Source organism: Stenotrophomonas nitritireducens (genome assembly GCF_001700965.1).
GTDB classification, from domain to species: domain Bacteria; phylum Pseudomonadota; class Gammaproteobacteria; order Xanthomonadales; family Xanthomonadaceae; genus Stenotrophomonas; species Stenotrophomonas nitritireducens_A.
Genome location: NZ_CP016756.1, coordinates 2,987,341 through 3,009,690, shown reverse-complemented (window position 1 = coordinate 3,009,690; position 22,350 = coordinate 2,987,341). Strand labels below are relative to the sequence as shown.

At 57.4% G+C, this 22,350-nt stretch carries 19 protein-coding genes; 11 read left to right on the top strand and 8 right to left on the bottom strand.

Annotation, left to right across the window (positions count from 1 at the left end):
- Window positions 1-39: 39 nt before the first annotated feature.
- Window positions 40-1,095: a dTDP-glucose 4,6-dehydratase gene (gene rfbB, locus BCV67_RS12690; protein WP_062169475.1), complete on the bottom strand. Its 1,056-nt coding sequence runs from the start codon at window positions 1,093-1,095 to the stop codon at window positions 40-42.
- A 246-nt stretch (window positions 1,096-1,341) separates the two neighbouring features.
- Here rfbB and BCV67_RS12685 point away from each other — a divergent pair, with 246 nt between their 5' ends.
- The 11 genes from BCV67_RS12685 to BCV67_RS19615 all read left to right on the top strand — a co-directional run bounded on the left by BCV67_RS12685 (window position 1,342) and on the right by BCV67_RS19615 (window position 12,884).
- Window positions 1,342-2,088, top strand: a complete 747-nt coding sequence (locus tag BCV67_RS12685) for an electron transfer flavoprotein subunit beta/FixA family protein (protein ID WP_062169477.1) — start codon at window positions 1,342-1,344, stop codon at window positions 2,086-2,088.
- Window positions 2,088-3,023 carry an electron transfer flavoprotein subunit alpha/FixB family protein gene (locus tag BCV67_RS12680; RefSeq protein WP_062169479.1) on the top strand — a complete coding sequence of 312 codons (936 nt, stop codon included), beginning with the start codon at window positions 2,088-2,090 and terminating at the stop codon, window positions 3,021-3,023. Before BCV67_RS12685 ends, BCV67_RS12680 begins: the two co-directional genes overlap by 1 nt.
- Window positions 3,024-3,577: 554 nt before the next feature.
- Window positions 3,578-4,711, top strand: coding sequence for a DegT/DnrJ/EryC1/StrS family aminotransferase (locus BCV67_RS12675; RefSeq protein ID WP_231732397.1), 1,134 nt, complete (start codon window positions 3,578-3,580; stop codon window positions 4,709-4,711).
- The gene (locus BCV67_RS12670; protein ID WP_062169481.1) at window positions 4,696-5,655 is read left to right on the top strand and encodes a glycosyltransferase family 2 protein; all 960 of its coding nucleotides are present in this window, start codon (window positions 4,696-4,698) and stop codon (window positions 5,653-5,655) included. The genes BCV67_RS12675 and BCV67_RS12670 overlap by 16 nt, the downstream gene beginning before the upstream one ends.
- A complete protein-coding gene (locus tag BCV67_RS12665) occupies window positions 5,652-6,584 on the top strand; it encodes a WxcM-like domain-containing protein (RefSeq protein ID WP_062169483.1) in 933 nt (310 codons plus the stop codon). The genes BCV67_RS12670 and BCV67_RS12665 overlap by 4 nt, the downstream gene beginning before the upstream one ends.
- Window positions 6,581-6,979: a GtrA family protein gene (locus BCV67_RS12660; RefSeq protein ID WP_062169485.1), complete on the top strand. Its 399-nt coding sequence runs from the start codon at window positions 6,581-6,583 to the stop codon at window positions 6,977-6,979. The genes BCV67_RS12665 and BCV67_RS12660 overlap by 4 nt, the downstream gene beginning before the upstream one ends.
- Window positions 6,980-7,103: 124 nt before the next feature.
- Window positions 7,104-7,895, top strand: coding sequence for an acyltransferase (locus tag BCV67_RS12655; RefSeq protein WP_062169487.1), 792 nt, complete (start codon window positions 7,104-7,106; stop codon window positions 7,893-7,895).
- Between the two features lie 156 nt (window positions 7,896-8,051).
- The gene (locus BCV67_RS12650; protein ID WP_172837743.1) at window positions 8,052-9,458 is read left to right on the top strand and encodes a glucosyltransferase domain-containing protein; all 1,407 of its coding nucleotides are present in this window, start codon (window positions 8,052-8,054) and stop codon (window positions 9,456-9,458) included.
- A 221-nt stretch (window positions 9,459-9,679) separates the two neighbouring features.
- Window positions 9,680-10,690: a UDP-glucose 4-epimerase GalE gene (galE, locus tag BCV67_RS12645; RefSeq protein WP_062169491.1), complete on the top strand. Its 1,011-nt coding sequence runs from the start codon at window positions 9,680-9,682 to the stop codon at window positions 10,688-10,690.
- A 20-nt stretch (window positions 10,691-10,710) separates the two neighbouring features.
- On the top strand, window positions 10,711-11,433 hold the full coding sequence (locus BCV67_RS12640; protein ID WP_062169493.1) for a glycosyltransferase: 723 nt from the start codon (window positions 10,711-10,713) through the stop codon (window positions 11,431-11,433).
- Window positions 11,430-12,884, top strand: a complete 1,455-nt coding sequence (locus BCV67_RS19615; RefSeq protein ID WP_062169495.1) for a glycosyltransferase family 4 protein — start codon at window positions 11,430-11,432, stop codon at window positions 12,882-12,884. The genes BCV67_RS12640 and BCV67_RS19615 overlap by 4 nt, the downstream gene beginning before the upstream one ends.
- A 13-nt stretch (window positions 12,885-12,897) precedes the next feature.
- On the opposite strand, the gene BCV67_RS12630 is transcribed toward BCV67_RS19615, so the two are convergent.
- The 7 genes from BCV67_RS12630 to BCV67_RS12600 all read right to left on the bottom strand — a co-directional run bounded on the left by BCV67_RS12630 (window position 12,898) and on the right by BCV67_RS12600 (window position 22,318).
- Complete coding sequence (locus BCV67_RS12630; protein WP_062169497.1) at window positions 12,898-14,928, bottom strand: hypothetical protein; 2,031 nt, start codon at window positions 14,926-14,928, stop codon at window positions 12,898-12,900.
- Window positions 14,928-17,057: a glycosyltransferase gene (locus BCV67_RS12625; RefSeq protein WP_062169499.1), complete on the bottom strand. Its 2,130-nt coding sequence runs from the start codon at window positions 17,055-17,057 to the stop codon at window positions 14,928-14,930. The genes BCV67_RS12630 and BCV67_RS12625 overlap by 1 nt, the downstream gene beginning before the upstream one ends.
- Window positions 17,057-18,376: an ABC transporter ATP-binding protein gene (locus BCV67_RS12620; RefSeq protein ID WP_062169501.1), complete on the bottom strand. Its 1,320-nt coding sequence runs from the start codon at window positions 18,374-18,376 to the stop codon at window positions 17,057-17,059. The genes BCV67_RS12625 and BCV67_RS12620 overlap by 1 nt, the downstream gene beginning before the upstream one ends.
- Window positions 18,366-19,196, bottom strand: coding sequence for an ABC transporter permease (locus BCV67_RS12615; RefSeq protein WP_231732398.1), 831 nt, complete (start codon window positions 19,194-19,196; stop codon window positions 18,366-18,368). Before BCV67_RS12615 ends, BCV67_RS12620 begins: the two co-directional genes overlap by 11 nt.
- An 81-nt stretch (window positions 19,197-19,277) precedes the next feature.
- Window positions 19,278-20,465: a cystathionine gamma-synthase gene (locus tag BCV67_RS12610; RefSeq protein ID WP_062169503.1), complete on the bottom strand. Its 1,188-nt coding sequence runs from the start codon at window positions 20,463-20,465 to the stop codon at window positions 19,278-19,280.
- An 84-nt stretch (window positions 20,466-20,549) separates the two neighbouring features.
- Entirely contained in the window at window positions 20,550-21,920 is a 1,371-nt protein-coding gene (locus tag BCV67_RS12605; protein ID WP_062169505.1) for a pyridoxal-phosphate dependent enzyme, read from the bottom strand.
- Between the two features lie 179 nt (window positions 21,921-22,099).
- Window positions 22,100-22,318 carry a YdcH family protein gene (locus BCV67_RS12600; protein ID WP_057627287.1) on the bottom strand — a complete coding sequence of 73 codons (219 nt, stop codon included), beginning with the start codon at window positions 22,316-22,318 and terminating at the stop codon, window positions 22,100-22,102.
- Window positions 22,319-22,350: the final 32 nt, after the last annotated feature.

Sequence of the window (22,350 nt, the reverse complement as noted above, 5' to 3'; positions counted from 1 at the left end):
GTTGGCCCGCACAACTGTGCAGGCGCTGGACCATCGATATCAGGCGTCGGTGCCGATGCGCTGCAGGCGGTAGCTGCCGTCCAGTACGCCATTCACCCACTGCTGGTTGTCCAGATACCAGTCGACAGTGAAGCCAATCCCCTGCTCGAAGCTATGCTTCGGCTCCCAGCCCAGGTCGTTCTTGAGTTTGGACGCATCGATAGCATAGCGGCGATCATGGCCGGGACGATCAGTGACATACGTGATCTGCTCGTGGCGCGGCTTGCCGTCGGCGCGCGGACAGCGCGCATCCAGCAGCGCGCAGATCGCCTGCACCACTTCGATGTTCTGCTTCTCGGAATTTCCGCCGACGTTATAGGTTTCGCCGACCTTCCCCTTGGCCAATACGGTGCGGATTGCTTCACAGTGATCGGCCACGAACAACCAGTCACGCACCTGCTTGCCATCGCCGTATACCGGCAGCGGCTCACCGGCCAGGGCCTTGGCGATCACCAGCGGAATCAGCTTCTCCGGGAAGTGATACGGCCCATAGTTGTTGGAGCAATTGGTGGTCAACACCGGTAGGCCGTAGGTGTGGTGGAAGGCACGCACCAGATGGTCGGAAGCCGCCTTGGAGGCCGAGTACGGAGAATTCGGGGCGTAAGGCGTGGTTTCGGTGAACTGGCCGGTTTCGCCCAGCGTGCCGTAGACCTCATCGGTGGACACATGCAGGAAGCGGAATGTATCGGCCTTGTCAGCCGGCAGCGCCTTCCAGTAGTCACGCACGGCCTCCAGAAGGCCAAGCGTCCCAACCACATTGGTCTGGATGAAGGCGCCCGGGCCATCAATAGAACGGTCCACGTGGCTCTCGGCAGCAAAGTTCAGCACCGCGTCGGGGCGGTGCTCGGCCAGCAGGCGCGCCACCAGCTCACGGTCGCCAATATCGCCGTGGACGAAAACGTGGTCCGGGTTGCCCTGCAGGCCGTCCAGCGTCTTCAGGTTGCCGGCATAGGTCAATGCATCCAGATTGATGACCCGGATACCCTTTGCTACAGCTTCCAATACAAAATTGCCGCCGATAAAGCCGGCGCCGCCGGTCACAAGCCATGTGGTCACGCGGTGATTCTCCCGTTATTGCGTTTGCTGGGCAGCAAACAATCCCCACAAGGATATAACGGGCTCCACTGCCAGACCTGCACCATTGACAACGAAGCTGCAGTAGTCACACTTTGTCCGGACATTTAAGTGGAAACGAATGCTTCCATACGCATTCGCACGGACCTATCAACCCGGCTAGAATCGAGAAAATTCTGCCCCCGGCCCGCACCGGCCCCCATCAGCAACCGAAGGACCCCGCAGCACATGAAAATCCTCGTCGCGTACAAGCGCGTGGTGGACTACAACGTCCGCATTCAAGTCAAGCCGGATGGCTCCGGCGTGGTCACCGATGGCGTCAAGCTCTCGCCGAACCCGTTCGACGAAATCGCCCTGGAAGAAGCCCTGCGCCTGCGCGACAAGGGCATCGCCACGGAAGTGGTGGTCGCCACCATCGCCCCGGCCGACGCCCAGGCGCACCTGCGCAACGGCCTGGCCATGGGCGCCAACCGTGCCATCCACGTGGTCACCGACCAGGCCATCCAGCCGCTGACCGCCGCCCGTACCCTGCTCAAGCTGGTCGAAAAGGAACAGCCGGACCTGGTCATCCTCGGCAAGCAGGCCATCGACGACGACGCCAACCAGACCGGCCAGATGCTGGCCACGCTGTGGGCGCGTCCGCAGGCCACCTTCGCCTCCAAGATTGAGATCGCCGACGGCAAGGCCACGGTCACCCGTGAAGTCGACGCCGGCCTGGAAACGCTGGAAGTCGACCTGCCGGCCGTTATCACCACCGATCTGCGCCTGAACGAGCCACGCTTCATCAAGCTGCCGGACATCATGAAGGCCAAGGCCAAGCCGCTGGAAACCCTGCAGCTGGCCGACCTGGGCGTCGAAGCCGCCGACACGTTCAAGACCACCCACTACGCCGCACCTGCCAAGCGCAGCAAGGGCGTGATGGTGAAGGATGCCGCCGAACTGGTGGCCGCACTCAAGCAGAAGGGGTTGTTGTAATGGCCAAGATTCTCGTCATCGCCGAACACCTGGACGGCAAGCTCAACAGCGCCGTCGCCAAGACCGTTTCGGCCGCGACCGCCGTAGGCGGCGATATCGATGTACTGGTACTGGCCGCCGACCCGGCTGCCATTGCCGCTGAAGCCGCGCAGATCGCCGGCGTCAGCAAGGTGCTGACCGTCGCCAACCCAGCCAACGAACACGCCCTGGCACAGGTGCAGGCGCCGCAGATCGCCAAGACCGCCGCTGGCTACAGCCACGTCTTCGGCCCGTCGACCACCACCGGCAAGGATCTGATGCCGGCCGTGGCCGCCCTGCTCGGCGTCAACCAGGTCTCGGACCTGATGGCCGTGGAAGGCAGCCACACCTTCAAGCGCCCGATCTACGCCGGCAACGCCATCATCACCGTGGAAGCTCCCGCCGATCAGGTGGTCGTGGCCACCGTGCGTGCCGCCTCCTGGCCGGAAGCGGCCAAGGGCAACAGCGCCCCGGTCGAAGCCCTGGCCATCGACGCCGCCCTGCCCGGCCACACCCGTTTCATCGGCCTGGCCGCCGGCAAGAGCGACCGTCCGGACCTGCAGAGCGCCAAGCGCGTGGTCTCCGGCGGCCGCGGCGTCGGCTCGGAAGAGAACTTCAAGGTGATCTACCAGCTGGCCGACAAGCTCGGCGCCGGCGTCGGTGCCTCGCGCGCCGCGGTGGACGCCGGCTATGTGCCCAGCGACATGCAGGTCGGCCAGACCGGCAAGATCATCGCCCCGGAGCTGTACATCGCAGTGGGCATCTCCGGCGCCATCCAGCACCTGACCGGCATCAAGGACGCCGGCACCATCGTCGCCATCAACAAGGACGGCGATGCGCCGATCTTTGAGATTGCGGATATCGGGTTGGTGGGGGATTTGTTCACCTTGCTGCCGGAGCTGGAAGCGGCGCTGTAATACCGGAAGTCGCCACCCCATAGAGGTGGCGACTTCACTACTCAGACTGAGACGGCTGCCATGAATACCCCTGCTGCCCGCTCCCATGTCTGCTTGGTTTGAACGCTTGCCAGCCTGAAGTAGTGCCGCCTCCGCCACCCACCCAGCCGATCTCATCTGCACTGATCCAGTCCTCCACGCGAGCGATGTCCATCGATCTCGTGGAGATGCAGGGCTGAAAGCCAAATGAAGACTACGGTGTCACGGCATGGAAGTAGCCCATCCACTCTGCTTTCGATGAAACTCTGACTCGGTGGCAATAGCGATGAAAAGCTATTCGCAGACCGCGATCCGCCAGGCTCGGTAAAAAAAAACGGGATGTGAACCCGGGCGGACACGCGATTCCTGCGGAATACCCCTGCAGGCCCTCGGCTCATCGTTGAAGGCTTGGTAAGCGGTCCCGTTGCCACTGAAGCCATTGCTTCAGGAATGGTTACAATCAACCGCCCATCGCCCAGCCCTGGCAATCATCCGCCGGTGCGCCCACAAGAAGCGCACTTGGAACCTAGCTTCCAATGGCTTCAACCACCGCAGAAACCATCTCAATGACGCTTGAAGCCATTCCTGTCAATTCCCTCTCCCGTCATATCGAGCCACTGAAGGATGCCCTCGCGGCAGCCGCCACCGAAGTAGTCGGAAGCGGCTATTACGTGCTCGGCCCGAACGTCCGCGCTTTCGAATCCGCCTTCGCCACGTATTGCGGGGTCGATCATTGCATCAGCGTTGCCAATGGCACCGATGCGTTGGAGCTGTCGTTGCGAGCACTGGACGTGAACAGTACGGACCGCGTTGCAGTTGTGGCCAACGCGGCGATGTACGGAACCTCGGCTGTACTGGCCTGTGGCGCCGAACCAGTCTTCATCGACATTAGCGCCGACAGCGCGACCATGGATCCGGCCAAACTGAAGGCGGCGCTGGCCAACGGCGGCATCAAGGCCGTCATTGTTACCCACTTGTACGGTCAGTTGGCCGATATCGAGCCCATCGCCGCTCTGTGCAAGGCGCATGGTGTGGGCTTGGTGGAAGACTGCGCTCAGGCGCATGGGGCCCGCAACGGCAATGGCATGGCCGGCTCCTTCGGCGACATCGCCAGTTTCAGCTTCTACCCAACCAAGAACCTCGGCGCCTTGGGCGATGGTGGTGCGGTAGTCACCGGTCGCGCCGACCTGGCCGATCGCGTACGCATGCTGCGCCAGTATGGCTGGACCCAGAAGTACACCAATGGCATCGCGGGCGGACGTAACAGCCGGCTGGATGAGATTCAGGCCAGCATGCTGCTGCTGATGCTTCCGCATCTGGACCAGTGGAACCAAAACCGCCGCCACGTCGCCGAACGCTATAGAGCCAGCATCTCCAATCCCCGGATCCGCACCAATACCAGTGCCGGCCAGGACTATGTTGCCCACCTGTATGTCATCCGCACCGATGCACGCGCAGCACTGCAGAAACATCTCACCGACAACGGCATCCAGACCGATGTGCATTACCCGATCGCCGACCACAAGCAGCCCTGCCACGCCGGTCGTTTCGACCACGTCGCATTGCCGCAGACCGAGCTGGACTGCACTGTCGTGCTCACCCTGCCTTGCTTCCCCGAACTGACGGATTCCGAAATCGATCGAGTCATCGACGCATGCAACCGCTTCTGAGCCCCTCGCTAACGGTCGTTGTCCCGGTTTACGGCAACGAAGGCTCGATTACACCACTGATCGCCGCGTTGGCGTCGATCAAGCAGGAGGTCGGCGTTCCGTTCGAGGCTGTGTTTGTTGTCGACGGCAGCCCTGATCAGAGCTATGCGCGCCTGCACGATCAACTTCCCTCGGCAGGCTTCGATGCTCAGCTGATTGCGCTTTCGCGTAACTTCGGCGCGTTCTCGGCAATCCGGGTCGGCCTTGAACACGCCAATGGCTCGGTCATCGCAGTGATGGCTGCTGACCTGCAGGAGCCGCCTGCGTTGGTGCTCGATCTGTTCAAGGCGCTCCTGCCGGGGGACAAGGACATTGCCATGGGCGTGCGCGAATCACGTGAGGACCCAGGTCTCTCCAAGCTGGCATCGGGTACTTTCTGGTCGCTGTACCGACGCTTCGTGATGCCGGACATTCCAAAGGGCGGCGTGGACATCTTCGCGGTCACCTCGGACATGCGTGATCGCTTGCTGCAGCTTAAAGAAAGCAACACCAGCCTGCTGGCACAGCTGTTCTGGCTCGGTGGGCGACGTGCATTCGTCTCATACCAACGGCTCCGCCGCGAACACGGCAAGAGCGCATGGACGCTGAAGAAGAAACTGCGCTACCTGTCTGACAGTGTCTTCGCCTTTACCGACCTACCGGTTCGCCTACTGATGGCCATCGGCACATTGGCACTGATCGCCGCCATTGGGCTGTCTATCCTTATCCTGGGCGCCAAACTCTCGGGACTGGTCGCGGTACCTGGCTACGCGGGCACCATGGTGACTATCCTTTTCTTCGGCGCACTCAACTCGCTCGGCTTGGGCGTGGTGGGTGCTTACGCATGGCGGACCTTCGAGAATACCAAGGCACGTCCGCTGTCCATCCTGCAATCGCTGGAAACCTTCCCGGAACATCATCCATGAGCTTCTACTGCCATCCCAATGCACTTTGCGAATCCGACAAGATTGGCAGTGGTACCAAGATCTGGGCATTCGTACACGTGCTGCCAGGTGCCGTGATTGGTGAGGACTGCAACCTCTGCGATGGCGTATTCGTCGAAGGCGATGTCGTGGTCGGCAACCGTGTAACCGTGAAATCTGGCGTCCAGTTGTGGAACGGCACCCGACTCGGGGATGACGTGTTCGTGGGCCCCAATGCCACTTTCACGAACGATCGATTTCCGCGTTCTGGCCAGCACCTGGACAGCTTCCCGGAGACAGTGCTCGAAGCAGGGGCATCAATCGGCGCCAATGCCACCTTGTTACCAGGCGTCCGTATCGGTAGCGGCGCCATGGTCGGCGCGGGTTCGGTAATCACCCGTTCGGTTCCGCCCAACGCCATCGTAGCGGGCAATCCGGCACGCATCGTGGGCTACGTCACCGACGGCAAGAACCAGACCCGCCCGACTGTTGTGTCCAGCGATGAAACGCCGCACTGCAACGTATCCGGGGTAAAGCTGCACAAACTACCGCGCTATCAGGATCTGCGTGGCGCGCTGTCCGTAGGTGAATTCTCCAAGGATCTGCCGTTCCAACCCAAACGCTACTTCCTCGTGTTCGACGTACCCAGCCAGGAAACTCGCGGCGAACATGCACATCGTATCTGCCATCAGTTTCTTATCTGCGTCAAAGGTAGTGTCCGCGTGCTCGCCGACGACGGTACCCGCCGAGAGGAATTTACTCTGGACTCGCCGAGCGTCGGGCTGCATCTGCCGCCGATGATATGGGGTACCCAGTATCAATACTCTCCTGGCGCGGTGCTGCTCGTATTCGCCTCAGAGGGCTACGACTCGGATGAGTACATCCGGCATTATGATGAGTTCATCGCCCTGACAGCCGCGGCCAAAGCGTGAACCTACGCGAATCCCTACCTACCATCGCCCGATTTCTGGCAGGTGGCGCGCTCAATACCGGCAGCACATTTATCTTGTACTGGCTTCTGCTGCTGGTGATGGAGTATCAGGCAGCTTACGCGATCAGTTTTGTCACCGGCATCCTGCTCAGCTATGTGATCAACACCAAGTTCGTGTTTCGCACCGACTACACCCTGCGTAAGCTCATCCTGTTTCCGCTGGTCTACATCGCCACCTATTTCGCAGGCGCAGTAGTGCTGGACGTCTCGGTCTCCCGTTTCGGAGTGGACGCGCTGATTGCCCCGTTCATCTCAATTTGCGCGACCTTGCCACTGACCTATCTTCTTTCCAGGCTGGTGTTGGCTGGAGGCCGCAAGCCCGCTCGGCACAACTGACCCTGCGCGATTATCAAAGCTGCAGCCGAATCGGAGCCGTCTGTCATGCGAGAATCTCCAGATCTCCGACCGCTGTGTTGCCGCCGCGGGAGAAGGCAACTCTCTAGAACCCAGGGACACAACTATGAAGAACTATTTCGGCATCCACCCCACCGCACTGATCGGCGAGAACGTCAGCCTCGGCCAGAACGTCACTGTCGGCGCGCGCACGATCGTCTACGACAACGTCAAGATCGGTGATGACACCTTCATCGGCCCGGACTGCATCATCGGTGAGCCGAACGTGGCAATCCATGCAGAGCGCGACGCCTACGTCAATCCCGTACTGACAATAGGTCGCAACTCGCTGATCCGCTCTGGCACCATCGTATATGCAGGCAGTAACTTCGGCGATCATTTCGAGACCGGCCACCGCGTCACTATCCGTGAACAAGCCAACATAGGCCATCACGTACGCATCGGCACTCTGTCTGATATTCAAGGCCATTGCGAGATCGGCAACTATGTTCGCTTGCACAGCAACGTACACGTCGGCCACAAGAGCATCATCAAGGACTACGTGTGGATCTTCCCATATGTTGTCCTCACCAATGACCCACATCCGCCATCCAATACGCTTGTTGGCGTCACTATCGAAGAATTTGCCGTGGTGGCCACCATGTCAGTGGTTTTGCCCGGCGTCACCATTGGCAAGGACGCACTGATTGGAGCCTCTTCGCTCGTCCGGTCCAATGTTCCGGCCGAAGCAGTCGTTGTTGGCAATCCCGGTAAGCAAGTAGCAAGTGTTCGCGACATCAAGTCCAAATTCGATGGCACCCCGGTCTACCCTTGGCGCGAGACGTTTGATCGAGGCATGCCCTGGAAGGATATCGGTTATGACAAATGGGTCAGTGCACAGAACCTACCCACCACTTGAATATCTCTGCGGTAGTAGTACGCAAGCGAATGCCGCCGCAACCGTCAGAGCCAGCCGGAGAGCTGTAAATTGGAGTCGATAATGGATTGTAGGTCAGTAATAAAAAACTTAGAGGAGCGACCTGCTCTTATCTGCGTTGCGTCAATTTTCCTAGCCATGCTGGCAATTCGTGCACCGTTCATTTTCTACATCGGGATGTCCACCGACGCATATAACAACGGCTCCGCACTCCCTCCCTATGAGTTCCTTGCAGGCCAAGGACGTCATGGCGCCTATGTATTGATGAAATTAATGAGTGGGCTCGGCATTTACGGACCCTACTTTCAACCTCTAAATGTATTGCTAGGCATTTCTGCACTATCAGCTGCAGCTTTCTATCTATTCCGCTCGGTACTTGGCAATGCGTGGGCCCTCATCCTAATAGGCAGCCTGCTGTTTCTTTCCCACCCCTACCAAGCGGAAATTTTCACTTTCAGGGATGCTGTTCCGTTTTACGCGACTGCTACCCTTTTGGGATGCACAGGCTATTACATTGCAGGGCAAGGAACACGAAAAAGTGTGGCCATGGGCTTGCTATTGATAGTTGCAGGCTTGACGATCTACCAGTCCTTCCTGAATTTCCTTGCCATCGCTTGGTTGCTGCAGCTCTTATTAGCAGTAGTTGCCCCACGCAGCGGCACAACCACTACAGCCCAGCGGCGGAAACTTGCAATCCAACTGGCGACCGTCGCGATATCGGTGCTCGCCTATATGATGGCGACCAAATTGCTCAATTTGGCACTAGGCACCGCAGCTACAGGGCGCGCCACATTCATCACCTGGGAGGAAGCACCCAAGCGGGTGATCGAGGTACTGGGTGTTATCAAGCAATTTCTCCACGTCGACCTTATTTCACCAGCACCATTGACATCATTGCTCATTGCCGGATTGGTCCTTGCAACGTCGTTTGTAATACTACTTAAGGGAAGTAGTACATGGCGATTTGCGCTAGTGCCAGCTATTGGGATACTTACGTTGATTTCCAGTGTAGGAATAATTTCCGTAGGCAGGGATTTTTGGCCCATGCCACGCACATTGGTCGCCATCGCACTGATCCCGGCGTTCGCCGCCTGCATAATACCGCTTATTATTACCTCACCAATTGCAAATCGTCTTGTTACCGCATCTTCTGCAATTATTTTGATTTCCTTTATGGGCATCGGAAATCTGGTCGCCACCGAGCAAGTCAGAATGAACAAGCGTGATGCACTTTTCGCAGCCTCTTTAGTCGCGCGTATCCCACTGACCCCAGGAACACACCTCGCCATCATCGGAGGACCCAATAATGCTTTCGGCCTGTCTACTGTGCGTGGAGACATGAATATCTCCGCGTACTGGCCGCTCTGGTCGAAGACAAAGGCGATTTCGGAATTTATTGGGTATCCGGTACTTCCCCCCGACGAGCAGGAATTGACACGCAGCCAAGAGTATTGCGCATCCCCGCTTGCCGGGTCTTGGCCGGCAACCAACTCGAGCGCCGAACTTGACGATGGACTGGTTGTGGTCTGCTTATCGCGCCCCTGATAAGTGGGTACCGGCCCGCTACACCTTGATTGCAACGAGGGGACAGCAGCGACCGACTCTGGATGAAGCCCCCTTGCTACTCAGCAAAGCGGATCTTTTGGTCTCGAACAATACGCGTTAATGCATGCTCCTATGTTTCCGCACATTGAAACCGAACTCCGTCACTGAGCGCATTATCATCCGCCCCCAGTACATACGCGCCATCAAACCAGGATAATAAAATGAACATATTCGTCACAGGAGGGGCCGGATTCATTGGGTCACATACGTGCGTGGAATTAATTGCACGTGGACACAATGTGATTATTTTCGACAACCTCCTGAACAGCAACGAGGGGGTCATTGATCGCATCACCACAATTTGCGGAGCGGCTCCTATATTCATTCGTGGCGATATCCGCGACCGCAACTTACTGGAAGAGTCTTTCAGGACCCATGCAATTGACGCGGTAATCCATTTCGCAGCCCTCAAGGCTGTGGGCGAATCCTGGCATCATCCGCTGGACTACTTCGACAACAACATATCCGGCACAATTACTATCTTAAGAGCGATGGAGGCTTCAGGGGTACGCCATTTCGTTTTCAGCTCTTCGGCAACCGTTTACGGAGAGCCCGATCAGTGCCCGATTTTGGAATCTGCACCGACCCGCACCACCAATCCATACGGACGTACCAAACTCATATGTGAACAGATGCTTGCTGACAAGGCTGGTGCTGATCCGTCGTTTCACGTCGCAGTACTCCGTTATTTCAACCCTGTTGGTGCGCATCCCACAGGGCTGATCGGCGAAGCACCCAGCGGTATTCCCAATAATCTGATGCCCTACGTCGCGCAGGTAGCCGCGGGACAGCGCGAGCATCTTAAAATTTTCGGGAAGGACTATGACACCCCCGACGGCACGGGCGTCCGCGACTACATCCATGTCGTTGACTTGGCTATCGCCCATGTTAGCGCGCTCGATTTTGTCATTTCAAACAAATCGAATATAACCGTCAATCTGGGCACTGGTAAGGGCTATAGCGTACTGGAGGTTGTAGCTGCATTCGAGCGGGCCAGCGGCCAAAAAGTACCAACCAAAATCGTCGACCGCAGGCACGGCGATGTAGCGGCCTGTTTCGCTGATGCAAAATTGGCACAGGATCTGCTCGGCTGGACCGCCGAGAGAAATCTTGATCAGATGTGCATCGATGCTTGGCGTTGGCAGCTTCACAGCAACGCCGAATCAGACTGAACCTCACCTTGGTGCCGCCAATGCAAGCAGATGTTACAGCCGTTATTACTTTCCATCGCGAGGGCTTGCTGGCTCACAAGAGTCTGATGTCACTGCGTCGCTGTAAACTTGCCGCATCCCAACGGAGCATCGTCGTAGAAGTGATCGCCACTCTGGATCGAGCTGACGAAGAAACTGTCCGCATCGTGACTGACCAGCAGCGTTCCGGCCTGATCGACCGCATTTTGGTATTGGAGTATGGAGATCTGGGACTATCCCGCAATGCTGCAATAAAGGCTGCGACAGGTCGATGGATCCTGATCTGCGACGGCGATGACTATCTCTCCGCAGACTTCATCATCCGTAGCGTGGACGCCGCAGCCGAAAACGAGAACGCGATCTTTCACCCCGAACTCATTGTCACGTTCGAAGCAGAGAATGGCCTGTGGTGGCAGAAGGGAAGCAACGCGGCCGATTTCGACCCTACCTGCATGCTGGTCACCAATCCCTGGAACGCGTGCAGCTTCGCTGCACGGACCACCTATCTGCGAACGCCGTACGCTTTGGCACGCCCAGGCGAGACCGGATTCGGCTTCGAGGACTGGCACTGGAATTGCGAAACACTGGCACTCGGCCACCCTCATCTCATCACAAGCGGGACCGTTCACTATGTACGCAAAAAATCAACCGGTTCTCTCAACAATGCGCACTCCGGAAATCATGCACTGATTCCGCCGACCCGTCTGTTTGCTCCCCGCACATGATGTCACGTACTTTCTTCTCGCGCACCTATCACTTGATCGACAGGCAACTTATATCAAGGCTTCCGGCTTTTTTGCAGCGCGCAGTCCTGTCCACGATATTGGGGCTGGCGAAACGCATGCGACCAAGTGCGAACTGGCCCTCATCCGTCGACGCACTTATGGTGCGAAGAGCATTGCGCGAACCAGAGAAAATTATGCGCGTCCTGCCAGATTGGGCTGTTCGCGATATGCATGATCTTTCAATTCAGGTCGATTCCTTGCTTGCTCCAGGCCCTTTCCAGGCAAAGCACCCTCGGGCGCTCTACGCTCCAACCCATTGGACCAGCGCTGGCAAGGCATATCAACGGATACTGGAAAAGGTGGGAGATCGCCAGTTTGAAACAGTGTTGCTAGTGCCGTGGTTGCGGCGCGGAGGCGCAGATCTAGGCGCGCTGCACCATGCAAGGCTATGCGACCAGGATTTTGGCCAGCGTACACTGGTGATAGCAACTGAGGGTGGTAGCTCCCCTTGGGCCGAGCGGCTACCTGAGGGAGTTCTATTTGTCGATGCTGGGCGCGAACTCACTAACCTCAGCACGACGCTGCATGAACCTGAAATTGTTCTGTCTCGCTTGTTGATCCAGCTGGCGCCACGCCGCTTACACATCATCAACTCCCACGTCGCGTGGCATACCGTCGAACGCTTCGGCTTGGCACTTCGACAGAAGACACGCATCTTCGCTTCGCTCTATTGCGACGAAATCACTGAAGACGGACGAGCGGATGGCCTTGCACAACGCTACCTTCCTAGCACTGCCCATCGGTTGGATGCTGTAATCACGGACAATAGTGCCTCTCCACACGTTTGGTGCAGAACGCTTGGCACACGTAGTGACCTGTTCAAGGTTGTGCACTTTCCCGCACCCGAAGCGCCGGTGATACTCAACGCAAATTCCCCTCGCAAGCGCATCCTCTGGGCCAGCCGCTTGGAGCGGCAAAAGCGTCCTGAGCTGCTGGTTGAAATCGCGACCAAACTACAGGACTACCACTGGGACGTTTATGGGGTCTCGCTCGCAGGCACTGATCCGCACCTAGCTGCGTTGGCAAGGCTGGAGAATGTAACATTGCACGGCGCCTTTGATCGCTTCCATGAGATCGTCTCACCCGAGCATTTGGCTTACGTATACACCACCGCTTGGGATGGTTTGCCGAACGTCCTACTCGAAGCTGCACAAGCAGGCTTACCGATAGTGGCACCTGACGTGGGAGGTATTCGAGATCTGATACCAATTGAATGGTTGCTTTCCCCCCGGGCAGGTGCCGCTGAATATGCAGTTGATATTGTGAACCTGACAGATGTCACTCTCCGAAAGCAACGCGTGACAGCACAAACCAAGCGCCTTGAGTCCTTCACTTGGGAACATTTCGCCAACGGCATGCGCGAGATATCAGGTTATAATGAGGAGCACTAGATGACGCAGGCGCTTAGCGCCTGCGCATCCTCCGCAACCAGTTTCCTAGCTGAGATTTCCAAGACCGAGGGATGGGCAATCGGCTGCCAACCAGACGAACTGCTTCAAACAAGCCGACATCTCCTTTTGCATCAAATCGACGTGTTGCTACGAAACGATTGAATGCTCTCAATGGACGTGTCCACCGCCAGGATCTGCTTGCTAATACGTCACCAAGCTTATTATTGGCCTCATATTCGCGGATTGAAAGACTGATACGCGCATCATGCTCGGCTTCAGCCTCCTGCCTGTAACGCCGAGCTTCATGACCTACAGCTGTTAATTGCTCGCTGCAGGCGAGCAATCTTGACTCAAGTATCGCCTGCTGGTCCTTGACATACTCATGCACAAACTGCACAGAAGCGATGCGTGCTGACACGGACTGAGACTCGTCGAAGAGACGAATCAAAGTAGCCTGCGCCTCCACCTGTGCGGCCTGTGCCGCTGCCAGCTCATATTCCATTACCTCTCGCTGAACCACGGCTGCCTCTGCATTGCTGATCAAAGCCTCACGCTCAATCCGTGCAGCGTGCAGCTCCTTCTCAATGGCATCTCGCTGCGCCTCGGCAGAGCCGGCCTTTTCTTTCAGAGATGCACACTCCATCTGTGCAATTTCCAGTTCCTGACTATTTCGCCCAAATGCATCTTCAAGCGCACTCCGTCGCTCATATTCTGCGCGGGCCTCACTCTTCAGACGCTCCAAGTCCTCCAGCAGTCGCCCTCTTTCCTCCTGCTGTTTGCGAACTTCGCACCACATGGTGCCAAGACGCGTCTCGAGGCGGGGTTCCCCCTTGAAATAGAACTCCCTGCTACCGTCGGACACCGCTTCCCACTCTGCGCGGTTCTGCAAGTCGCCCGCGCCACCCACCACCGCATCCAGCCTATGAAGCCACGCGCTACGAGCCTCCAAATTAGCCCCATGATCGACCTTCGGTAGCGTTTCCAGGAATGTCTCAAAACTCCCCTGTACGCCAAGGGACCGGCGCTTCTGGTCGTAGTATCCATTGCTCCCGCGCAACCAGCAGGGCACCCCGTTGAGTTGGAGCCACATAGTGATGTGATAAGAGCAGGAATACCCGAACTCCCCCCTTAGAACACGTTGCGACCACTTGTTCTGCGGAGCCAGAATCGCCTCTACCAGCAGCTCGGTTTGGGTCCCTGCAAATGGGAACGCCCGTTCCAACCGCTTGACGGTCTCGATGGAATCGACCACCTCTTCGCGCCCGTCTTGGAATGCCTGGAACAGCACTGGCAGCTCTGCTTGTCCAACGCGGTCAGCCACTAGAGCGAGGTGCTGCGTCATTTCAGACAGGGCCGAATCGTTACCGGTGTACCCGGAAGAATTCAGGTGGATGAAAGCCCCCGCACCGCGCTCCACGCGGAACAGGCGAGACAATGAAAGCAGCTGCTCAACAGCATCATCGAAAGAGAACACCGCCGCAACACCGTGCTCTTGGACATTACGGAGCGAATCGCGATCACGTACGCCCACAAGCAACGGCTTGAACTTCTCGATGTGCTCAGCTACGCGCGGTGAATATCCAGAAGAAACCTGCTGCCCCGATATCACGTAAACAGCACTGGGCAACCGCTGCAAAAGCAGCTCAGCAATCTGAAGAGAGAAATCCCCCCACATCTCATTCAAGAACCCGCCACCGTAGAGATGGATTAGGGAAACATTCCTGACGACCAAAACTTGCTGAAGACCCAACCGGGCAAGATCCTCACGACTGAGGGGCTCCGAAGCGACAAATGCCAACGCATCTACCTTATAGACCTGCCTCAGCGCAGCTGCCGAGACGAATCTAGAGATTGCCTCCAGCGCAAAAATGGAAACCAAATCTCGCGACGTCGTTTCTCTTAGTCTAGATGCAGTGCCTACGTGCTGAAGCACGTCGCCGAAATTACCATAACCAAAGTCGCTGCCTAGCATCACCGCTTTGGACCGGCCAGAGCGGAGAACCTCGATACTTTCAGCATCAGCGTAAAATAGAATTTTCGACATCAAGCAACCTTACTCAAATCCAAACGACGAATATCGAGAGCCTCTGCCACCCGTTCAACAAAACCACCCTGACCATGTTGCGATCGAATCAGTTCACGTGCCTGAAGCCCACATTGACGTGTCGCCTCCCAGTCCAGATAGATTTCGGCCACTGCCTTCACATAGGCAGCAATCAACTCCACTTCGTCCAATCCTTTCACGAGCTTGCCAGTCACACCATCGATGACGACCTCTCGAATACCACCAACATCCGGCGCGATGGCAGGCAATCCTGCTCCCATCATCTCAAGCAGAATATTAGGAAGACCGTCAAAGTCGCTGGTATAGATGAACGCATCGTACTTAGCCAGTGGCAGATCCGACAACACAGAAAACCCGCCTCGATAGTCAACTCTTGCTTCAGTCGTAGTGAAGATTGCCTTTGTGTCGAGCCCAGGATCCGCTGAACCGTAAGCATCGATTGAAACATTCAACCCCGCCTCTTGCAGCGCGTGGACAATTTTAGTCAATCGCTCCGGTCGCTTCTGGACATCCACTCGGGAGGCCCAGAGCAAGCGCATCTGCGGACCCTGCTGGTGAACGGACGCAGGATGCAAGTCGCACTTTGCGTAAATCACCTCATAGCTTGGTAGAGGACCCAAAAATGCCTGATCTTCACTAACGACAGATTGACAGTCAGTGACGACTTTCCAGAACCCGGGGAGGTGCTGACGCATCACCCGTAGTCCCCACGGCCCACGTAATATCCGCCCGTCCCAACTATATGTCGCGTCGCAGAAACGGTAGTACACAATACGAAAGCTCGTCGACATCACCGCAGCGAACGAATCCAGCAGCCGATGAGTGAAGCCCGAGGACTTCACATGCAGACGCGCATTGCTCGAGGAAACCGCCAACAACGCGCGAATCAACATAGCGTCGCGTTCGACCTCATTCAATGAGGGAAAAGCATTGAATATATCGACGAAGACACTCCCGGCAGGCAGCCGCGCCATCCATTCGTGGCGTGCTGCAGACTCCCCGGTAATGAACAGAAAGCGTGCGCCAGGCTCCCGTTCCGCAATCGCATCCAGTATCTGGAGAATATATTTCTCTCCGCCACCAGGGCGCAGCCAAGGCAGCAACACCACGTCTGTGAACTGACCAGCGCCTATCATTCGGTACAGCGACTCGAGCTGCATTCCCCAGTGCGCTGGACTCCAAGGCATGGGGCTATAACTGACAGCCGATTCAACCCGATCAGGTTCGATCTCGGGTTCGATTGCGACTGCTTGCCGGAGGTAGCCCCTAAGCTCCTCCGAAGCAGTGAACGATCTAGTGCTATCGGCCGCAAAAATTTCCTGTCGTTCACGGACAAATTTGGACCAGTCTCCGGCATTCGCGCGGCATCGCTGCATATCAGCAAGGAATACGGCAGGGTCGAACAAAAGTCCATGCGGTACCAAGCGGGCGGATGCGGCGTCAGCTTGACGCAATAGGCTACCGCTGCGCTGCCTGTAGAAGATCACGGTGTTCGGAGCAACGATCATTTCGTAGCCGCGCGCCCGTAGCCCGGCATTGAAATGCCAGTCTTCGTAAGCAAACCCGGAAGCCACCCGTAGATCATCGTACTTGAGATGATCAAATACCGAACGAGGCAGAAAGACCCGCGATATATACGGATGCTGCAGCGCGAAATCAGCAGCAGTCAGATATTTTGAATCAAAATACCGGACATTGTGGTAACGATCACCGAAGGCGCAAAGGTACTCGATGAAAACAACAACGTTCGGATTATCATGCTGGCGAGCAGCCCGCAGCAGCGAAACGATCGAATTGGACGACACCAGATCGTCGGCGTCCGACGTCCAGATGTAATCGCCCGTTGCCCGCTCAATACCGGCATTTCTAGCTAGGCCCAATGAACCGACATCGACCTCAATGATTTCGACACGATCAAAGTTCGCGAGCTTCTGCGCGTTGAAGGCCCGCAGCGTAGCTTCGTCCGAACGGTCGAATACCGCGATCAGCTCCACTGAGATACCGGCCTCCCTGGCTGCATACGCGCACTGGTTCAGCGACAGCAGAGTAGGGGTAACCAGCAATGCTTCCCGATGAAGATTCAGTACAACGCTAACGTCCATATGCATCACTCGCACTCCACCTTGAAGGGCATCCTGAATTTGAACCACATTGGCTCATCATTGTCCGTGAGCACGTCAAAAACTGCAGCTAGCTCGTCCGCATAAATAACGACGTTGTCGCTGCGATCCCATCGGCTCACCTGATTGATACGAATGGCAATCGAGTAGGACTGCCCACCTCTTAGCAGATTCGGCCCGGCGAAGCGTACACGCAGGGCCTGCCCTGCGGAAACGTCAAGCCCCTTGCGGAACGCGTTGAAAATGCTCTCACCAGTGAGCTCTTGGCCGAACTGATCCTTTATCAAGAATCCGACACTTACGTTCTTCAATGCCTTGTGAAAATTTATATCCACGGCAAGAGAGAACTCATCACGTTGCTCGATACGGTCAGTTGGCTCTCCGTCGGCATTCAGCAGCTGAACCGCATGCACTTTCAGTACTGCGCCATCAACAGGCACGCCAGCACTACCAAGTATCAATTCAGCGGGTTCACTGGCAATTGAACCACCGATTACGGCGTCTACCAGACGAACAGACGGTGATTCGGCACTGACCTCATTGGCCTCTAGAATGATCTTGTTGTGTTCAACAAATACGTCATTCATGTAGGCATTTGTGACTTCAGTGACATTACCCTGCATCTTCAGCGCGCCGCCATCAATCCAGATCGCGTGATCACAGAGTGCACGAACAGCATCGATTGAGTGGCTTACAAACAAAACAGTGCAGCCGCTTTCCATGAGTTTGCGCATGCGTGCCATGCTTTTATGCTGGAACCAAGCATCACCGACGCTCAAGGTCTCATCGACGATCAGGATGTCTGGGTCGACATGGATTGCCACCGAGAATGCCAATCGCGCAAACATGCCGCTCGAATAGGTTTTCACCGGCTGATGCACATGATCGCCAATGTCCGCGAACGCGAGAATTTTATCCAACTTCTTGTCGACCTCGGATCGGGTCAGGCCAAGCAGCTGAGCATTCATGTAGATGTTTTCGATACCAGTGAACTCCGGATTGAATCCGGAGCCCAATTCAAGCAGCGCAGAAACACGCCCCGCTACCCTTGCCTCTCCCGATGATGCGGCAAGCGTCCCGCAGATTATCTGCAGAAGTGTCGATTTACCCGCACCGTTCTTGCCGAGAATTCCGTAGACCTGCCCCTTGGGGATGCTGAAGGAAATATCACGTAACGCCCAGAACTCCTGATAGAAGCGCCTTCCGCCGCGTCCGAACAACATCTGCATCAGGCGATCACGGGGCTTGTCGTAGATCTGATAGTACTTGCTGAGCCCACTTACTTCGATGGCGTTGTCAGATGACATCTGCGAAACCCTTCCTGGTCTTCTGGAACCAAGCAAATCCCAATGCCGCAATCACCAGCGACAAACCGAGCATTTTGAGCCAGGTGCCCCATTGCATGTCCCCGTGCCAGACAAGCAGCGCCCGTGACTGCTCAATGAAATAGGTGAGCGGACTCAGATGAAGATAAGGACGAAATTCCTCTGGCATCGCCACCATCGGAAAAAAAACTGGCGACATGAACATTAGTGCCGTAGTTACCACACCAATTATCTGTCCTACATCGCGCAGATACACACCCAAGGACGCAAGGAACCAGGAAAGACCAAGGCACATGATCAAGAGAGGGGCGATCGCCACCGGCAGCCAGAGTGCCTGGACGGCGGGAATACCAAAAAGGACCAGATAGAAAATAATCCAGACCAGCATACTGACGACGAAGTGGAAAAGCGCCGCTCCCAACGAAACGATTGGCAATATCTCGAGGGGGAAGATGACCTTTTTGACGTAATTGGCGTTGGACAAAATAAGAGAGGGTGCACGATTGATGCACTCCGAAAACAGCCCGAAAATCATCATGCCGACAAATAAAACCACCGCAAACTCGGTCTTCGATCCCGACCCGCCTGCCCAACGTGCTCGAAACACCACACTGAAGACAAAGGTATAGACGATCAACATCAGTACAGGCGTAAAGAAAGACCAGAGCAGCCCCATTGCAGAGCCACGATAGCGACCAACCACCTCACGCTTGACCATCTCAATAATGAGCGCTCGGTGACGGATCATCGAACTGAGCGCGGTCTTGGGCGCAAGACTCATCGATTGACTTGAGTTGAACATTCTTGGATTTCCTGGATTCTGGAGACAGCACCCCTCCTGCATAAGAAGGCGATGCGCAAAGCTGATCACCCGCAACCGAGATCAATCGGCAAGCGCCTGCCCCAAATCCACCCGCAAATCCTCCACATCCTCAACCCCCACGCTCAACCGCACCAGCGCATCGCTGATGCCCAGCTGCTCGCGGCGGGCGACGGGAATCGAGGCGTGGGTCATCACTGCCGGGTGGTTGACCAGGCTTTCCACGCCGCCGAGGGATTCGGCCAGGGTGAACAGTTCGGTGCGCTCGCAGAAACGCTTGGCAGCTTCGAAACCGCCCTTGAGCACGATCGAGACGATGCCGCCGTAGCCGGCCATCTGCTTGCCCGCCAGTTCATGCTGCGGGTGCGAGGCCAGGCCCGGGTAGATCACCTTCTCGACGGCAGGATGGGTTTCCAGCCAGGTAGCCAGTTCCATCGCATTGGCGCAATGCGCCTTCATGCGCAGCGGCAGGGTCTTCAGGCCACGCAGGGCCAGGAAGCTGTCAAACGGGCCTTGCACGCCACCGATGGAGTTCTGCAGGAAGGCCATCTGCTCGGCCAGTTCGGCGTTGTCACCCACCACCACCATGCCACCGACCATGTCGGAATGGCCGTTGAGGTACTTGGTGGCCGAATGCAACACCAGGTCCGCGCCAAGTTCCAGCGGGCGCTGCAGCATCGGCGAGGCGAAGGTGTTGTCCACCACCACGATCAGGCCGTGGCGCTTGGCGATGGCGGCCACCGCAGCGATGTCGACGATCTTCAGCATCGGGTTGGTCGGGGTCTCGATCCACACCATCTTGGTCTTGGGCGTGATCGCAGCCTCGAACGTGGCCAGGTCGGTCAGGTCGACGAAGCTGAAATCCAGCGCGGCGGTGCGGCGACGCACCCGCTCGAACAGGCGGAAACTGCCGCCGTAGATGTCATCCATCGCCACCACGTGGCTGCCGGCATCCAGCAGTTCGATCACGGTGGAGCTGGCCGCCATGCCCGAAGCAAAGGCGAAGCCGCGCGTACCGCCTTCCAGCGAGGCCACGCAACGCTCGTAGGCGAAACGGGTCGGGTTATGCGTGCGCGAGTACTCAAAACCCTGATGCTCGCCCGGGCTGGACTGTGCATAGGTCGAGGTGGCATAGATCGGCGGCATGACTGCGCCGGTGCTGGGGTCAGGCGACTGCCCGCCATGGATGGCCAACGTGGCAAGCGACAAAGCGCGCTCGCCGTCCTGGCTGCGTGAATGCTGATCCGTCATAAGGGCTTCCAGCTAAAGAGGCGAAATTCTATCAGTGCTGTCTGAATCTACCGTGGCCCCCTCTTACGAGGGGACCAGCCGCGCTTACTGAACGCGGCGACGCAGGTAGTTCAGCAGGTCGATGCGGGTGATCAGACCGAGGAAGGCGTCACCATCGGTGATGATCGCCACCTGGCCGCGGTCGAACACCGGCAGCAGGGCCTCGATCGGCGACTTGACGTCCAGCCGGTCCAGCTTGCTGACCATGGCCACCGAGACTGGGTCGCGGAAGCGGGCTTCGTCGCCGTAGACGTGCAGCAGCACGTCGCTTTCATCGATGATGCCGACCAGCTGGCTGCCATCCATCACCGGCAGCTGCGACACGTCATACAGCTTCATGCGCTGGTAGGCAGTGGTCAGCAGGTCCTTCGGGCTCACCACCACGGTGTCGCGCTGGCTGTAGGGGCGCAGGATCAGGTCGCGCAGGTCGCCGAACTGCGGGCGCTCCAGGAAACCGTTGTCCAGCATCCAGTAATCGTTGTACATCTTGGACAGGTACTTGTTGCCGGTATCCGGCACCAGCACCAGAACCTTCTTCGGCGTGGTCTGCTCGCGGCAGTACTTCAACGCGGCGGCCAGCAGGGTGCCGGTGGAGGAGCCACCGAGGATGCCTTCCTTGCCCAGCAGCTCGCGCGCGGTGTGGAAGCTCTCGGCATCAGTGATGGCATAAGCCTTCTTGACCCGGCTGAAATCGGAGATGTCCGGCAGGAAATCCTCGCCGATGCCTTCCACCAGCCAGCTGCCGGACTTTTCGTTCAGCGTGCCCTCGTTGATGTACTCGGCCAGGATCGAGCCGACCGGGTCGGCCAGCACCAGCTCGGTCTTGGGCGAGAGCTTGGCGAAGGCGCGCGACAGGCCGGTCATGGTGCCGGAGCTACCGCAGCCAAACACGATGGCGTCCAGGTCACCGCCCATCTGCTCGATGATCTCCGGGCCGGTGCCGAACTCGTGCGCGGCCGGGTTGTCGGGGTTGCCAAACTGGTTAATGAAGTAGGCGCCCGGGGTACGGTCGGCGACGGTCTTTGCCAGGTCCTGGTAGTACTCCGGGTGGCCCTTGGCCACGTCCGAACGGGTCAGCACCACTTCGGCGCCCATTGCCTTCAGGTTGAAGATCTTTTCCCGGCTCATCTTGTCGGGAACCACGAGGATCAGCTTGTAGCCCTTCTGCTGCGCCACCAGCGCCAAGCCCAGGCCGGTATTGCCGGCGGTGCCTTCGACCAGCGTCGCACCAGGCTTGAGATCCCCGCGCTTTTCGGCCGCCTCGATCATCGACAAGCCAATGCGGTCCTTGATCGACCCGCCCGGGTTGGCGCTCTCCATCTTGAGGTACAGCTCGCACACGCCGACATCCAGGCGCTGGGCCTTGATGATGGGCGTATTGCCGATGAGTTCGAGGATGGAGGAATGGATGGGCATCGGTTTGGTTCAGATCGCGCCGCAAGCGGCCGGACCGATGATTATCCGATGGTTGTGCAGGAAAGTCAGTTAATGACGCTTTCCGGCACCGGAACTGCTCTGCCAAGTGACGCGGACAATGGCGGCCGACGAGGAGGCCGCCACCGTCCGCGACATAAGCGGTAAAGCGTGGGGAAGGTTTAGTTGAGGCTGTTTTCGTAAATCCGCAGGAGCTTCTGCTTGGCCAGCAGTTTTTCCCGTTTCATCTGTCCCAGGGTGACCCCATCAATCGGGAGCACACCCAGCTCCGCGTCCATGCATTTCTTGTTCAGCTTCTTATGCTGTTGGTAGAGCTGCTTGAACTCCGGGTTGGCCTTGGCCAATGCGTCGATTTCACTCTGCGGCTGCCCTTCGAACATGACTACCTCCTTCATGCAGAAACAAGAACGCC

What these genes read in the sequence shown, in the direction of transcription:
- BCV67_RS12685 (WP_062169477.1), top strand. Translation starts at nt 1,342, where the DNA reads ATGAAAATCCTCGTCGCGTACAAGCGCGTGGTGGACTACAACGTCCGC.
- BCV67_RS12680 (WP_062169479.1), top strand. Translation starts at nt 2,088, where the DNA reads ATGGCCAAGATTCTCGTCATCGCCGAACACCTGGACGGCAAGCTCAAC.
- BCV67_RS12675 (WP_231732397.1), top strand. Translation starts at nt 3,578, where the DNA reads ATGGCTTCAACCACCGCAGAAACCATCTCAATGACGCTTGAAGCCATT.
- BCV67_RS12670 (WP_062169481.1), top strand. Translation starts at nt 4,696, where the DNA reads ATGCAACCGCTTCTGAGCCCCTCGCTAACGGTCGTTGTCCCGGTTTAC.
- BCV67_RS12665 (WP_062169483.1), top strand. Translation starts at nt 5,652, where the DNA reads ATGAGCTTCTACTGCCATCCCAATGCACTTTGCGAATCCGACAAGATT.
- BCV67_RS12655 (WP_062169487.1), top strand. Translation starts at nt 7,104, where the DNA reads ATGAAGAACTATTTCGGCATCCACCCCACCGCACTGATCGGCGAGAAC.
- BCV67_RS12650 (WP_172837743.1), top strand. Translation starts at nt 8,052, where the DNA reads ATGCTGGCAATTCGTGCACCGTTCATTTTCTACATCGGGATGTCCACC.
- galE (WP_062169491.1), top strand. Translation starts at nt 9,680, where the DNA reads ATGAACATATTCGTCACAGGAGGGGCCGGATTCATTGGGTCACATACG.
- BCV67_RS12640 (WP_062169493.1), top strand. Translation starts at nt 10,711, where the DNA reads ATGCAAGCAGATGTTACAGCCGTTATTACTTTCCATCGCGAGGGCTTG.
- BCV67_RS19615 (WP_062169495.1), top strand. Translation starts at nt 11,430, where the DNA reads ATGATGTCACGTACTTTCTTCTCGCGCACCTATCACTTGATCGACAGG.
- BCV67_RS12630 (WP_062169497.1), bottom strand. Translation starts at nt 14,928, where the DNA reads ATGTCGAAAATTCTATTTTACGCTGATGCTGAAAGTATCGAGGTTCTC.
- BCV67_RS12625 (WP_062169499.1), bottom strand. Translation starts at nt 17,057, where the DNA reads ATGCATATGGACGTTAGCGTTGTACTGAATCTTCATCGGGAAGCATTG.
- BCV67_RS12620 (WP_062169501.1), bottom strand. Translation starts at nt 18,376, where the DNA reads ATGTCATCTGACAACGCCATCGAAGTAAGTGGGCTCAGCAAGTACTAT.
- BCV67_RS12615 (WP_231732398.1), bottom strand. Translation starts at nt 19,196, where the DNA reads ATGTTCAACTCAAGTCAATCGATGAGTCTTGCGCCCAAGACCGCGCTC.
- BCV67_RS12610 (WP_062169503.1), bottom strand. Translation starts at nt 20,465, where the DNA reads ATGACGGATCAGCATTCACGCAGCCAGGACGGCGAGCGCGCTTTGTCG.
- BCV67_RS12605 (WP_062169505.1), bottom strand. Translation starts at nt 21,920, where the DNA reads ATGCCCATCCATTCCTCCATCCTCGAACTCATCGGCAATACGCCCATC.
- BCV67_RS12600 (WP_057627287.1), bottom strand. Translation starts at nt 22,318, where the DNA reads ATGTTCGAAGGGCAGCCGCAGAGTGAAATCGACGCATTGGCCAAGGCC.